13 protein-coding genes are annotated in these 14748 nt (G+C 49.8%); 4 read left to right on the top strand and 9 right to left on the bottom strand.

Features of this window, described 5'->3' with window-relative positions; all coding sequences use genetic code 11:
* Positions 1 to 94 precede the first annotated feature (94 nt).
* Positions 95 to 646 (bottom strand): NAD(P)H nitroreductase, encoded by a 552-nt coding sequence (locus E6P06_RS13430; RefSeq protein WP_139935320.1) that lies wholly within the window; start codon positions 644 to 646, stop codon positions 95 to 97.
* 175 nt (positions 647 to 821) lie between these two features.
* Here E6P06_RS13430 and sppA point away from each other — a divergent pair, with 175 nt between their 5' ends.
* From sppA to pncA, 3 genes are read left to right on the top strand one after another with little or no spacing between them, the layout of a single operon-like run.
* Complete coding sequence (gene sppA, locus E6P06_RS13425) at positions 822 to 2678, top strand: signal peptide peptidase SppA (RefSeq protein WP_054528300.1); 1857 nt, start codon at positions 822 to 824, stop codon at positions 2676 to 2678.
* 55 nt (positions 2679 to 2733) lie between these two features.
* On the top strand, positions 2734 to 3750 hold the full coding sequence (gene ansA / locus E6P06_RS13420) for an asparaginase (protein WP_003030673.1): 1017 nt from the start codon (positions 2734 to 2736) through the stop codon (positions 3748 to 3750).
* A gap of 14 nt (positions 3751 to 3764) precedes the next feature.
* A complete protein-coding gene (gene pncA / locus E6P06_RS13415; RefSeq protein WP_371419203.1) occupies positions 3765 to 4403 on the top strand; it encodes a bifunctional nicotinamidase/pyrazinamidase in 639 nt (212 codons plus the stop codon).
* A gap of 37 nt (positions 4404 to 4440) precedes the next feature.
* On the opposite strand, the gene E6P06_RS13410 is transcribed toward pncA, so the two are convergent.
* The 8 genes from E6P06_RS13410 to E6P06_RS13375 form a co-directional block, all read right to left on the bottom strand.
* Positions 4441 to 5799 carry an MFS transporter gene (locus tag E6P06_RS13410; protein WP_086504253.1) on the bottom strand — a complete coding sequence of 453 codons (1359 nt, stop codon included), beginning with the start codon at positions 5797 to 5799 and terminating at the stop codon, positions 4441 to 4443.
* 140 nt (positions 5800 to 5939) lie between these two features.
* Positions 5940 to 6698, bottom strand: coding sequence for a DeoR/GlpR family DNA-binding transcription regulator (locus tag E6P06_RS13405; RefSeq protein WP_003030679.1), 759 nt, complete (start codon positions 6696 to 6698; stop codon positions 5940 to 5942).
* A 136-nt stretch (positions 6699 to 6834) separates the two neighbouring features.
* Complete coding sequence (locus E6P06_RS13400; protein ID WP_139935318.1) at positions 6835 to 7818, bottom strand: aldo/keto reductase; 984 nt, start codon at positions 7816 to 7818, stop codon at positions 6835 to 6837.
* A gap of 9 nt (positions 7819 to 7827) precedes the next feature.
* Positions 7828 to 8775 (bottom strand): carbohydrate kinase family protein, encoded by a 948-nt coding sequence (locus tag E6P06_RS13395; RefSeq protein WP_003840877.1) that lies wholly within the window; start codon positions 8773 to 8775, stop codon positions 7828 to 7830.
* Between the two features lie 4 nt (positions 8776 to 8779).
* Positions 8780 to 9616, bottom strand: a complete 837-nt coding sequence (locus E6P06_RS13390; RefSeq protein WP_003840876.1) for a ketose-bisphosphate aldolase — start codon at positions 9614 to 9616, stop codon at positions 8780 to 8782.
* Positions 9617 to 9640: 24 nt separating this feature from the next.
* Complete coding sequence (locus E6P06_RS13385; RefSeq protein WP_003840875.1) at positions 9641 to 10684, bottom strand: NAD(P)-dependent alcohol dehydrogenase; 1044 nt, start codon at positions 10682 to 10684, stop codon at positions 9641 to 9643.
* A gap of 17 nt (positions 10685 to 10701) precedes the next feature.
* The gene (locus tag E6P06_RS13380; RefSeq protein WP_003840874.1) at positions 10702 to 12081 is read right to left on the bottom strand and encodes an MFS transporter; all 1380 of its coding nucleotides are present in this window, start codon (positions 12079 to 12081) and stop codon (positions 10702 to 10704) included.
* A 26-nt stretch (positions 12082 to 12107) separates the two neighbouring features.
* Positions 12108 to 13184, bottom strand: a complete 1077-nt coding sequence (locus E6P06_RS13375; protein WP_003030686.1) for a zinc-binding dehydrogenase — start codon at positions 13182 to 13184, stop codon at positions 12108 to 12110.
* Positions 13185 to 13480: 296 nt separating this feature from the next.
* Here E6P06_RS13375 and E6P06_RS13370 point away from each other — a divergent pair, with 296 nt between their 5' ends.
* Positions 13481 to 14734, top strand: a complete 1254-nt coding sequence (locus E6P06_RS13370) for a glycoside hydrolase family 18 protein (RefSeq protein ID WP_139935317.1) — start codon at positions 13481 to 13483, stop codon at positions 14732 to 14734.
* Positions 14735 to 14748 lie beyond the last annotated feature (14 nt).

Here is a 14748-nt window from a genome sequence, read left to right as displayed (position 1 = left end):
CCGGATATGGTAGCGCTCATTCCATGATGTGGTAAGAGTGACTGTCTGAATTCGAGTGTCTTTGCTCAGAATCCAGACAGTTTTGCCGTTGATATCAGAAATAACGGACGAATGCGCTCGGATCGGCAAGGTTGATCGTCGTGGATGCTTTTAGCTGCGGTGTGCCCAGATAGAGGAAACCGACGATTTTATCTTGCGGGCGACAGTCGAATGCTTCACGTACGACCGCACTTTCGGTTAATGCACCACTGCGCCAGATACCGCCAAAGCCCTGGGCAATTGCGGCCATCTGCATAGCCATCACCGCACAACCGGCAGACATTTCTTGTTCCCACAGAGGAACCTTGTCGTTTTCTTCACATTTCGCCACCACGGTAATAATCAGCGGTGCGCGAAACGGTGCGCTGCGCGCTTTTTCCTGAGCTTTCTCATCGCTACCTGCGGCAATCGCGCCTTTCTCAAGTACGGTGCTAAAGCGTTCACGCCCTTCACCCTCAATGACATAGAATTGCCACGGTTGCAGCGTTTTATGGTCCGGTGCGCGCATTCCCGCCCGCAGAATGTTTTGCAGTTGCTCTCCGGCCGGGGCCGGCTCGACAAGACGAGAAGCGCTACGACGGGTGATAAGTAATTCGAGTGCATCCATTTGCTTAACTCCAACAATGAGATTTGTTCACAAAATTAACACGTGAGCGGATTTTGTTACAGCACAGGCGGTGATTCCTGCTGACAAGTGCCTGTCTGGTCATTACGATAGCCTCATCTTATCGCCTTTCTCCGGGATTTCGGGATGGCGTGTTGTTAATCGGTAGGGAGAATACATGCGAACCCTGTGGCGATTTATTGCCGGATTTTTTAAATGGACATGGCGATTACTTAATTTCGTCCGTGAATTTGTGCTTAACCTGTTCTTCATCTTCTTGGTGCTGGTGGGCGTGGGTATCTGGATGCAGGTCAGCAGCAGCAATACCAGTGAACACGCTGAGCGAGGCGCACTGCTGCTGGATATCTCGGGGGTGATTGTCGATAAGCCGTCGAGCACCAGTCGCTTAAGCGTTATTGGTCGTCAGCTGTTTGGTGCCAGTTCCGATCGCCTGCAGGAAAACTCCCTGTTCGATATCGTGAATACTATTCGCCAGGCAAAAGATGATCGCAACATCACCGGCATTGTGATGGATCTGAAAAATTTTGCCGGGGCCGACCAGCCTTCCATGCAGTATATCGGTAAAGCGCTGCGGGAATTCCGCGACAGCGGCAAACCGGTCTTTGCCGTAGGCGATAACTTCAGCCAGGGGCAGTACTACCTCGCCAGTTTCGCCAATAAAATTTATCTTTCTCCACAGGGTTCCGTTGATCTGCACGGCTTTGCCACCAACGGTTTGTACTACAAATCCCTGCTCGACAAGCTGAAAGTTTCCACACACGTGTTCCGTGTCGGGACTTATAAGTCTGCCGTAGAACCGTTTATCCGTGATGATATGTCTCCTGCCGCGCGTGAAGCTGACAGCCGCTGGATCGGCGAGCTGTGGCAGAACTATCTCGACACGGTTGCTGCCAATCGCCAGATCCCTGCTCAGCAGGTGTTCCCTGGCGCACAGGCCATGCTGGACGGTTTGACAAAAGTCGGGGGTGATACCGCGAAATATGCGCTCGACAACAAACTGGTGGATGCACTGGCCTCCAGCGCTGAAGTCGAAAAAATGCTGACCAAACAGTTTGGCTGGAGCAAAGCGGATAAAAATTATCGCGCTGTCAGCTATTACGATTACTCACTGAAAACGCCAGCGGATACTGGAGACAGCATTGGTGTTATCTTCGCCAATGGCGCGATTATGGACGGTGAAGAAACTCCTGGGAATGTGGGCGGTGACACGACTGCCGCGCAGATCCGCGAAGCCCGTCTTGATCCGAAAGTGAAAGCAATTGTTCTGCGCGTGAACAGCCCTGGCGGCAGCGTCAGTGCCTCCGAAGTCATTCGTGCTGAGCTGGCTGCGGCAAAAGCGGCGGGTAAACCGGTTGTGGTGTCCATGGGCGGCATGGCAGCCTCCGGTGGGTACTGGATCTCCACCCCAGCAAGCTACATTGTGGCGAACCCCAGCACGCTGACCGGTTCAATCGGCATCTTTGGCGTGATCAACACCGTGGAAAACAGTCTGGATTCCATTGGCGTACACACCGACGGCGTGGCGACATCCCCACTGGCGGATATCTCCATCACCAAAGCGTTACCACCAGAAGTGCAGCAAATGATGCAACTTAGCATCGAGAACGGCTATAAGCGCTTTATCACGCTGGTCGCAGATGCGCGTAAAACAACACCTGAGCAGATTGACAAAATCGCGCAGGGCCACGTCTGGACCGGACAGGATGCAAAAGCCAACGGTCTGGTAGACAGTCTGGGTGATTTTGATGACGCCGTGGCGAAAGCGGCTGAGCTGGCCAAACTGAAACAATGGCACATTGCGTATTATCAGGACGAACCGACATTCGTTGATATGGTGATGGACAGCATGTCAGGCTCCGTTCGTGCCATGCTACCTGACGCCATTCAGGCTATGCTCCCACCACCGCTGGCCTCTGCGGCCAGTGCAGTAAAAGCCGAAAGCGATAAGCTGGCCGCATTCAACGATCCGCAAAACCGCTATGCGTTTTGCCTGACCTGCGCCAACGTTCGCTAACTATTGACCCCTCTTCGGGATGAAGAGGGGTTTTCTTTGAGACAGAAGAAAAGTCATGCAGAAAAAATCAATTTACGTTGCCTATACCGGCGGTACCATTGGTATGCAGCGCTCAGAACAGGGTTATATTCCCGTTTCCGGTCATCTGCAGCGCCAGCTGGCATTGATGCCTGAATTCCACCGTCCGGAGATGCCAGACTTCACCATCCACGAATACGCCCCGCTGATGGATTCCTCCGATATGACGCCGGAAGACTGGCAGCATATTGCGGAAGACATTAAAGCGCACTACGACGATTACGATGGTTTTGTCATTCTGCACGGCACTGACACCATGGCGTTTACGGCTTCGGCGCTCTCTTTTATGCTGGAGAATCTGGGCAAGCCGGTCATTGTGACAGGGTCACAAATCCCATTAGCAGAACTACGTTCTGACGGACAAATCAATTTGCTGAATGCGTTGTACGTTGCAGCAAATTACCCGATCAATGAAGTTACCCTGTTTTTCAACAATCGATTGTTTCGCGGCAACCGGACCACTAAAGCGCATGCTGATGGTTTTGACGCGTTTGCCTCACCCAACCTTGCACCACTGCTGGAAGCCGGGATCCACATTCGTCGGCTGGGAACTCCGCCCGCACCTCACGGTACAGGTGAGTTGATTGTGCATCCTATCACTCCGCAACCGATTGGCGTGGTCACCATTTATCCTGGGATCTCCGCTGATGTAGTACGCAACTTCCTGCGCCAACCTGTAAAAGCATTAATTTTGCGCTCCTACGGCGTGGGGAATGCGCCGCAGAATAAAGAGTTCCTGAAAGAACTTGAAGATGCGAGTTCGCGTGGCATTGTGGTGGTGAACCTTACGCAGTGTATGTCCGGCAAGGTGAACATGGGGGGCTACGCGACAGGCAATGCGCTAGCGCATGCTGGCGTGATTGGCGGCGCGGATATGACCGTCGAAGCCACACTCACCAAACTGCACTATTTGCTGAGTCAGGGACTGGATACGCAGACGATCCGTGAAGCGATGACGCAAAATCTGCGTGGTGAGCTCACGCCTGACGATTAAAGGAGTCTATGCCCATGGCCCGAGCCTTACTGTTGGTCGATTTACAAAATGACTTTTGTGCCGGTGGTGCCCTCGCGGTCCCACAAGGTGACAGCACAATCGATATTGCCAACCGTCTGATTGACTGGTGTGCCTTACGCGGCGACATGGTCGTTGCCAGTCTGGACTGGCACCCGGCTAATCACGGCAGTTTTGCCAGCCAGCATCAGGTCGAGCCCTACTGCCAGGGACAACTCGATGGACTGGCGCAGACATTCTGGCCCGATCATTGCGTACAAAACAGCGCAGGTGCAGCCCTGCATCCGCTGCTGAACCAGCGTGCGATAACTCAAACGTTCACTAAAGGTGAGAACCCGCTGGTCGACAGCTATAGTGCGTTTTTTGATAACGGTCGTCGTCAGGCTACCGCGCTGAATGCATGGCTACTCGAACGCCGCATTGCCGAGCTCATCATCATGGGTCTGGCAACCGACTATTGCGTTAAATTCACCGTACTGGATGCGCTCGATCTTGGCTACACCGTCAGCGTTATTACCGACGGCTGCCGTGGGGTTAATATTCAACCCCAGGACAGTGCAAACGCCTTTATAGAAATGGCGGCGGCGGGTGCAACGCTGTATACGTTGGACGACTGGCTGGAAACCCAACCGTAAGCGATGCCGACAGGGTCACTCCTGTCGGCGCGTTATCTCAGGCCAGCGCTGAAATCTCTTCCAGCGATACTTTGCGTGTTTCGATGCCAAAACAAAAAAGAATCAGCGCGCATAGAACCAACATTACTCCTAACACGATAAAGACCGTAATGGATCCATAGCGGGTCAACATAATAGCGACGCCATAGGGCGTAAACACAGCGACAATCCTTCCCACCGCATTAACAAAACCTGATCCTCTCAATCTTAGGTGCGTGGGCCATAGTTCTGGGACATAAACTGCAGAGGCAAAGCAGACATACATATACAGAAAAAAAATCATCACCAGCCCGTAGCTCAGAATGGCCCACTCTTCAGTTTGAAGTGAATAGAAATACCCGAGCAATGCGATAATAATCAACAAGAATGAGCCAAACAATCGCCGTGGAAAGCGATCGATAATTAACGCGGCAATAAATATCCCAACTGGCGCGCCAATCATAATTATCGCGGTCATAAATATGGATTTCGTTACATCGATTCCCGAATTAACAAATATAGTCGGGATCCATACCGTAATGGTGTAGAGCGAAATATTCATTGCGATAAGCACCGTGATCGCCACCAGTGTACAGCGCAACATTGGCCCCTTAAACAATAGCCAAAATGAACCACTTGCCGTGCTTAAATCCGCCGACGGGCATTCGTTCCGGCAGGATGGTAAAGTGATGTTTTTTTCTAGCTCAATTTGCGATTCAACCTGCATAAGATGTTTTTCAGCTTCGCTTCTCTTCCCTTTACCAGCCAGCCAACGTGGGGATTCAATATAGTATTTTCCTGACAGATACCAGGCCAACAGCATTGCCATGCCACCGAGCAGAAACATCACCCGCCAGCTTAAAAGTGCAATGATCACGACGCCAATTGCCGCAGATAGCATTGGTGCCCAGTTGCCGACAAATGACAGACGGGCAGACCATTTCCCACGTACCGCGGGTGGAATGAATTCTGTAAATGAGGCATAGCCCACCATAATTAGCGCCCCCATTCCAATCCCCATCAGACAGCGGAAGAAGATAAGCCAGTACATGTTGGGCACAAACGTTGCAGCGCAGGCTGAGGCCCCGACGATTAACAAATTGATACGGAACGCTTTGCGTCGACCGAGATAATCACCAATAAAGCCGCCGGCTAGTGAACCGATAAAGTAGCCGAACATCAGCGCTGAGGTAAACGCGGCATTTAGATAATTGTTTGACCAGCCAGTGTTGACTAATTTTGCTAATACCACATTCCCGGAATAGCTGAGAAAACCGGTTGTTAACAAACTAAAACTAATAATGCCGAAAATACGAAAATGAAATCGAGATAAAGGTAAGCGATCTAATCTTGCGCCGATAGGGTCACATTGTTCCATCTGGATGCCTCAAATTCAGCTAAATAGAAAGTATGGCGATCGCGGCAGAAGCAATTTTGCCGCGCCATCCATCATCATTAGATTCTTATGGCATTTCCCAGGTGCAAACTAGAATAATATCGACACAACCCTCGCTATAGTTAATAAACGAGTTGAATATTATTCTCTTTGCAAAATGCAATCCACTCTGCACCCGGTGCCTTATTGGTTATTAGGTAATTAATATGGCTAAAGTCCACTAGCTGAACGAAAGCTTTACGATCAAACTTTGAGTGATCAACTAACAAGGCCACCTCAGTCGCCTGGCGGATCATGGTTTTTTTGATTTCCGCTTCCGCTTCATTAGAATCAAGCGCCCCACTCTGCATATCCAAACCTTTGCAGCTCATCACCATGATATCAACATGATAGCGGCTGATAATCTCCTTGGTGATTCTTCCCTGCAGCGACAGCGTATTCTTATTCAGCTCACCGCCAGTAGAAACCACGTTAATTTCTGACTGCGCCAGCTCATGAAATGCTTCAGCCGAATTGGTAAGCAACGTCAGATCGTTTCTTTCCTTCAACAGCTTTAATAATTCCATCGCGGTACTGCTGGAGTCGGCAGCCATTGTGGTCTTATTTTTAATAAACGGTAATGCATTACGTGCAATGATCTGCTTTTCTTCGAAGAAAGATTTTGCACGCTTATAAAAATGAATATTGTCGGACAACGCGGTGGTATTGAGCACTGCACCACCATATGTTCGGGTCAAAAAACCTTCATCTTCCAGTTTTTCAAGATCGCGGCGAATCGTTTCCTCAGTCACCTGAAAGATTGAACTTAAATTAGATACCACCACTTTCTTATCGTTAGCCACCATTTGCTTAATGGCCTGAATCCTGTCTTTTGCCGCCACGATGATACCTCTGTTTCCTGCAAAGTAATAATAAGACCCTAGTATCTCACAGGCTATATTTATTTTCAAAAGAACATGTCTGAATCACAGATTTTAATACTCTTTTACACAGAAACAGAGGTCAATCCTATCTGAATTAATTTATATCCAACGCTTCCGCCATTCGCCTCATCAATAATGAATCATCATCTGTCAGGGGAATGGTTAACGCCTTGACATTCTCGCGAACCTGTTCAGGTGCGGTTGCGCCACTCAGTAAGGTGATCAAATCGCTTTGCTTTAAAATCCACGCCAGAGCTAGTGCGGGAATTGTGCAGCGGTATTTTTCACAAAGCGGCTGCCACTGCCCAAGCATATCAATCACCCGCAACATATTTTCCCGCTGAAACCAGACCTTGTTAGCCCGCGCGCCGCCAGGAACATAATCTCGGGCGATAGTACCGGTCAACAACCCCTGCTCAAGCGGTGAATAGACCTGCACGATGATGCCATTCTGCTGGCATAGCGGCAGCAGTTCAGCTTCCAGCGCCCGGTCAAGAATGCTGTACTTAGCCTGGATAATATCCAGCTCACCGTGTTTGAGATACTCCCTGATATGCCCGGCATTGACGTTCGCCGCACCAATCGAACGGATTTTCCCCTCTTTTTTCAGTGCGTTCAGCGTGTCTACGGTTTCCGCAATCGGCGTAAAACAGGGTTCGACCGACTGCCAGTGGGTCATATAGATATCAATACTGTCGATACCCAATCTTTGCAGGCTGGCATCAACCTCTTCGCGAATAGACTCAGGCGTGAGGTTTTTATACAGCTGGCGATCGCCCACTTTGTTAAACAGGCTACCTGTTCGCTCCCAGACGATGCCGCATTTGGTTTCAACCACTACCTCGCTGCGCGGCAGCTTTTTCAGCGCCTGACCGACAATCACTTCACTGTTGCCAAAGTTGTAGCCTGGCGCGGTATCAATCAGATTGATACCGCAGCGATGCGCCTCAACAATGGTATCGATACAAATCTGCAGATCGAGATCGCCATTCCATGCCGGACCACCGCCAATAGCCCATGTGCCTAATCCCATGCGGGAAAGCGTAATATCCGTACTTCCTAAAGGAATCATTTTCATCTGCCGCTATTACCCTTCGTATTCGTCAAGAAGTTGTTCAACCAGCTTTCTGTTCTTCACACCCGTCGTGGCACCCACGCTCAGTACCGATATTGCCGCCGTTGCATTAGCAAACAGCGCGCAGTCGCGAAGCGGTTTGCCTTCTAGCAGCGCGGAGATAAATCCTGAAGCAAAGTTATCCCCCGCGCCGATGGTGTCGATGGCGGTAATTCCTGACACCGCCGGGACCTCCATTTTCATGTCAACACGCTTGATAAAACAGCCTCTCTTGCCGGTCTTAATCACGACGGTTTTCACGCCACAGTTCAGAAAACTGTCGGCAATCTCATCCAGCGTCTCTTTCCCAGTGAGCAGTTTTGCCTCTTCAAAATTGGGAAACAGATAATCCACGTAGCTCAGCGCTTCACGGATATCGTCCAGCGTTTCATTCAGTCGCGGTTTAATCATATCCGCGCAGATAATGAGCTTATGCGCTTTCGCCTGAGTGAAAATTGCCGTCAGTGCATCACCATCCAACAACGGGCTATTAAAAATACTCGCCAGCGACAGCAGCTTTGCTTGAGAGAAACGGTCAAAATCAACATCGTTTATATTCAGTTTCCATAAGCTGCCGTTACGGTTAGTCACAAAGGTGCGTTCACCATCAGCGGTGACTAAACCCACGTTAATGGAAGTATCAATATCAGCATCCTGCTTCAGGCTTTTAATATCAATATTCTCCCGACGGCAGTGGTCGACAATAAAATGCCCCGCAGCATCGTCACCTATCCGGCCTATTAACGCCGTGCGATGGCCGAGGCGAGAAATAATCGTCGCCTCATTAATAGCGTCACCTCCCGTGGTCATAGCTATTCGTTCTAATGGATAAGAGTCAACATCAAAGATATTTTTACTCACTGGTTGCAAGGGAATATCAACAATTGCCGCCCCTATACAAATAACCTCGATATTATCCATATTGTCATTCCGCTTTACCGTCTGAACCAAACAATTTGATTTTCTCCAGCGCGCGCGCTTTTACGGCTTTACGTACTTCACGTTCAACGTGCAGGAACGGCTGGTCCTGGTTCTCCTGCACCGCCACCATTGCGGCCTGGCACAGTTCGGTGTGAATATTGATTTTCGAAATGCCTAATGAAATGGCTTTTTTGATATCCGCGTCGCTAATGCCGGACGCGCCGTGCAGCACCAGCGGAACGGATACCGCCTGACGCACTCGTTTAACCACGTCAAAGTTCAGTTTCGGTTCGGAGGTGTAGACGCCGTGCTGGTTACCAATCGCTACCGCCAGCGAGTCACAGCCGGTACGCTCGACAAACTCAGCCGCCTGGCTTGGGTCAGTGTAGTGATAACCCGCCAGCGCCTCTTCGTAGACCGTTTCATTACCCACATGGCCCAGCTCTGCTTCGACCGGAATACCCAGCGGGTGGAAGAAATCGACCGCCTCTTTGGTCAGGCGAATATTCTCCTCGAAATCAAAAGCGGAAGCATCACGCATCAGTGAATTCATGCCGTGGGCCCATGCGTTATGGATTATCTCCATGCTGCGTCCGTGATCCCAGTGGGTAATAACCGGCACCGAGGCTTTTTTCGCCATAGAAACCATCATATGCGAAAAATCTTCAAACGAGGTATTACCCACAAAGCCGGTACCGAAGGAGATAATTACCGGCGATTTAGATTCTTCCGCCGCATCAATCACTCCCATTAGCATTTCCGCATTCCACACGTTAAAGTGGGCAATCGCATAATGTTTATTTTGAGCATCATTTTCCCAATATTTAATATCTGCCAGCATGGTTATTTCTCCCTTTTCAATAGATTAATAATTTACTTTAATAACGCCTTTGATAATTTCACATTTGTTATTAACGGATTCATCAAACGCGCGCTGAACATCTTCATAATCGTAAATATGCGTCACCATCGACTTCACATCAAAACGCCCTGAGGAGATGGCTTCAATCGTGACCGGGTAGCGGTTGGCATAACGGAAAACGGTCTGAATAGACACTTCACGGTTAATTTTGAGGAAATTAATCGCTGAATCACCAGGTACAGTACCCACGATCATGATTTTCCCGCCGCGCATTACCAGATATGGAGCCTGCTTAACAGTGATCGCTGAACCTGCGGTTTCAAAAACAATATCGGCCCCCATATCTCCGGAGAACTGCTGGCAGCGGACAACGGTGTCCTCTTTCGCCCCGTTGATCACGGTCGTCGCACCAAGTTGCTCGGCCATGGTCAGACGCTTTTCCAGGACATCAACCACCGCAATGTCGGTAGCACCCAAACATTTACAGGCTTGCAGGGTCATTAAACCAATACAGCCCGCCCCCAGAATGACGATTTTCTTGCCCGGTTTAACGTCCGCCAGCATTGCGGCATGCATCCCTACCGCCGCGGGCTCTACCAGCGCGCCTTCCATGGTGTCCATATTATCGGGCAACTTGTAAGTGAAGCTCTCCGGATGGCACAGATAGTGGGTTAGCGCGCCGCGATAATTAGGTTGCGTGGCCATAAAGTCAACATCAGGGCAGATGTTGTATTTCCCTTCCAGACAGTAGCGGCAGTGACCGCATGGCACGCCCGGTTCGATATTCACCTGGTCGCCGGGTTTAAATTTAGTCACACGGTTCCCTACTGCCACCACCGTACCGGCGCATTCATGCCCCAGACCAATTTCCTGATTGGGATCTTTCGGCGGAATAAAAGGACCTGATTCAAAACCATGAACATCTGATCCACAAATTCCAACGTATTCCACTTTAATCAGCACTTCGTGCTCTTTTGGCACCGGGATATCGGCGGCAATAATTTTCATCGTGCCCGGCGTTTTTAATATCGCTTTTGAATTTTTCATTTTATTTCCCATCAATATTATTTGCTGGTAACTGCATCAATACCGAGACTTTCGACAGAGACGCCTTTGGTTTCAATTCCGATGGTAGCAATGGCGACAGCGACAATAATGGAGACCGCACCCAGCAGTACAAATACACCCGTCACTCCATAACCGTTAAGCAATACCGCGACCGCATAAGGCGCAGCGATACCACTGATACGTCCTACCGCATTCGCCAGACCAGAACCGCGGAGTTTCGCTTCGGTTGGCCATATTTCCGGAACATAGACTGCCGAGGCGTAGCAAACGTACATATAGACAAAAGTAATCAGGAAGAAACCAATTAGCGTAATCAGCAGCATGCTGGTTTGCAGTGAATAGATATATCCCAGCACGGCAATTAACACTAATAACCCCACACCCATGGTCTTTCTCGGAATTTTATCCATTACCAGCATGGCGATAAAAATCCCAAACGGCGCGCCGAACATACTCATGGTATTTAAGACAATGGAGTCTTTCAGATTAATGCCCTGCGTCATAAATATTGTCGGTAGCCAATTAATTAAGGTGTACTGGACGACGTTCATGGCAATCAGAACAAAGGAACCCAAAATAACCCGCTTCAGTAACACCCCTGTTAATAATGCGGAGTACGGAACAGAACACGGTTGTTTGCCATCATCATCTATTACGACTGGTGGCAGCGGCTTACCGGTCTGTCGAATGACACCTTCCTCAATTGCCCGCATCACCTTTTCGGCTTCCTGGTAGCGCCCGCGAGACTCCAGCCAGCGAGGCGACTCAGGGAAACTGCGCCAGGCAATAACCGTTGCTATGAGCGACAGCACCGCAGGAATCAACAACTGTACGCGCCAGTTCCATTCCGCGCTGATAAGTGGCGTCAGCCCCATCGCAATCAGCGAACAGAGTGGATAAGACCAGTTGCCGATAAACGAGACCCGACTCGACCATGTACCACGATTTCTACCAGGCATATATTCGGTAAACCCGGCAAATAAGGTCACTAACAGCGCGCCTAATCCAACTCCCATTACAAAACGGCAGGCGATCAGAAAGGTCATATTGGGTGAAAACGCACCCACGATCATAGAAATAATATGAATCGCTTCATATAGAATAAATGCGTTTTTACGCCCGATTTTATCGCCAATAATTCCCCCACCGAGCGCGCCGAGAAACATTCCAGCCGTCGTAATGGCAGAGAACGTGGCGGTGGTGGAATTATCAGTCCAGCCAAGTTCTTTTAACTGCGCGAGAATTAATCCGCCGACGGCATTACTCCAGCAAACCAGTAATCCGAAGGCAACCATCGCAAACATTGACGTATGCCAGCGACAGTCAGGTAGCCTGTCCAGTCTGGCGCCGCAGTGCGGTTTTGCTATTTGTTCCATGCGATAACGTCCTTTTAATAAACATGTTATTCATCAAAGTCGTAAGTCATGATGACTTTAATCGCGGTTTTATTGACCATGGCGTCAAATCCTTCGCGCCATTGCGACAGGCCGATACGGTGAGTGATCATCGGTTTGACCTTGATCGCTCCGCTGGCCAGCAGGCGTATGGCGTTGCGCCAGGATGTAGAATCGTAGGCCATATGACCAATGATGCTTTTGTTCCACGCGGTGATGTCGTTGATGGAGAAATCGAGAGGTTTAAAGCCCATGCCGACGCGAACGACTTCACCATTCGGGCGCAGCATTTCGATCGATTGTTTCAGAGCGATATTGGCACCAGAGCATTCAATGACTAGCCCCAGATTGTCTTTACCGCAGATTTCCTGGCAGCGTGCAACCACATCTTCGGTCGAACCGTTAACGACAGCTGTCGCCCCCAGCTCTTTGGCGATCGGGAAGCGTACGGCAACGTCCTCTTCCAGCCCGACCATTACGATATTTACGGCCCCCATGATGCGCGCCATTTGCACGGAAAAGAGCCCTAATGGGCCGGTGCCGAAAACCACGACGTCCTGGCCGGGAAGGAATTTGGATTGCTGAGCAATAGATTTGTAGGCGTTACAGATAGGATCCAGCACCGCCGCTTCTTCATAATCAACGCCTTGTGGAATTTCCCACAGCGCATGGCGGTGAATTTTGAGGATTTCCCCCGGCACCAGGCAATATTTAGAGAACCCTCCTCCCCATGTGTTATTATCGAGACCTAAGTTCACTTTTTCTGTACAACACAGAAAATCGCCCTGTTCGCAGGCCGGGCAAACACCGCAGACATGTCCACTATTGTCAGAAACCACCCGCTGACCGACTTTCCAGTCCTTAACTTTGTCGCCAACGCGGACAATTTTACCGGCGAACTCATGGCCGCGGATGGAGTTAAATTGATCAGAACCGCTATCAACATTGTAGTGTTTCATGTCCGCGCCGCAGATAGCCGCCGCTTTGATTTCAATCACGATGTCATCCGGGCCACAAACCGGTTCCGGTACATCAATCATCTTATAGCCGCCAAAGGCCTTGCCAAATCTTGCCAGTGCTTTCATTGAATTTTCCTTTGTGTTCAGTTTTGCATCAGTGACAATCATACTTATCCATATAATTTTTGAGGTCAACATCAAATCTTTAAAACACAGATTATTATCTGCATTTCACAACCAAGATCACAAATAAGTGCAAAGATGAATTGAAAACCAAGTGAACCTGGCAGCCGCTTCGCTAAAATGGCGTGAACCCCTTCGCATTTTTCCTGTTATGAAACTGTTAACCTGCGGATGCTGTTTTTTTCGCCACGCCATTTCCGTGGCGTGTTTACTTGTTTAAATGTCAAAGAGGAACACCGATGAAACTATTGCCTTTGTTGGCAGCATTACCCCTGCTCTGCGCCAGCGTTGTTTCCGCCAATACACTGATGTCAGTTGGCTACTTTAATGGCGGTGGCGACGTCACTGCCGGTCCTGGCGGCGACATCAATAAACTGGATGTTCGCCAGATAACCCATCTCAACTATTCGTTTGGCCTTGTCTACAACAACGAAAAAGACGAGACCAATGACGCCTTAAAAGACGCCAGCAAACTGCATCAAATTTGGCTTTCACAGAAAGTGCAGGATGATTTGCTGAAAATCCCACAGCTGCGTAAACAAAATCCAAACCTGAAAGTGTTACTTTCCGTCGGCGGCTGGGGAGCGCGTGGATTCTCTGGTGCGGCGGCAACGAAGGATACGCGCGCAGTGTTTATTCAGTCTGCGCAAGAGATAATTGCGAAATATGGTCTGGATGGCATCGATCTCGACTGGGAATATCCGGTTAACGGCGCCTGGGGACTGGTCGAAAGCCAACCGGCTGACCGCGCTAACTTTACCGCGCTGCTAACAGAACTGCGGGCCGCATTGGGGCATAAAAAACTGCTGACCATCGCCGTGGGCGCAAATGCAGAAAGTCCGAAAAGCTGGGTAGATGTAAAAGCCATTGCACCATCGCTCGACTACATCAACCTGATGACCTATGACATGGCTTACGGCACCCAGTATTTTAACTCGAACCTGTATGATTCGACGCAATGGCCGACGGTCGCCGCGGCGGATAAATACAGCGCCGATTTTGTGGTCAGTAACTATCTCGCAGCCGGTCTGAAACCGAGCCAAATGAATCTGGGCATTGGCTTTTATGGACGCGTACCAAAACGCGCCGTTGAGCCAGGTATTGACTGGAGCAAACCTGACGCGCAGAAAAACCCGGCTACCCAGCCCTATTTCGAGTCAGCTCAAATTGAGTTGTTCAAATCACTGGGCGTCGACCTGAGCAAAGATACCTACGTGAAGTACAACGATATCGTGGCGAAGTTGATCAACGATCCGCAAAAGCGCTTTAGCCAACATTGGGATGATGAAGCGAAAGTACCGTGGCTGTCGGTGCAGTCTGCGGATGGAAAAACACTCTTTGCCCTCTCCTATGAAAATCCGCGTTCGGTGGCGATCAAAGCCGACTACATCAAAAGCAAAGGGTTGGGAGGCGCCATGTTCTGGGAGTACGGCGCAGATGACAATAATCAGTTGGCGAAGCAGTTAGCCGATTCGTTAGGCATCAAACACTGATCCCAACGCCTGAC

Source organism: Citrobacter sp. CF971 (assembly GCF_006385635.1).
Classification (GTDB): domain Bacteria; phylum Pseudomonadota; class Gammaproteobacteria; order Enterobacterales; family Enterobacteriaceae; genus Citrobacter; species Citrobacter freundii.
The sequence above is the reverse complement of the archived record's forward strand: the minus strand, read 5'-3'. Positions and strand labels throughout refer to the sequence as shown.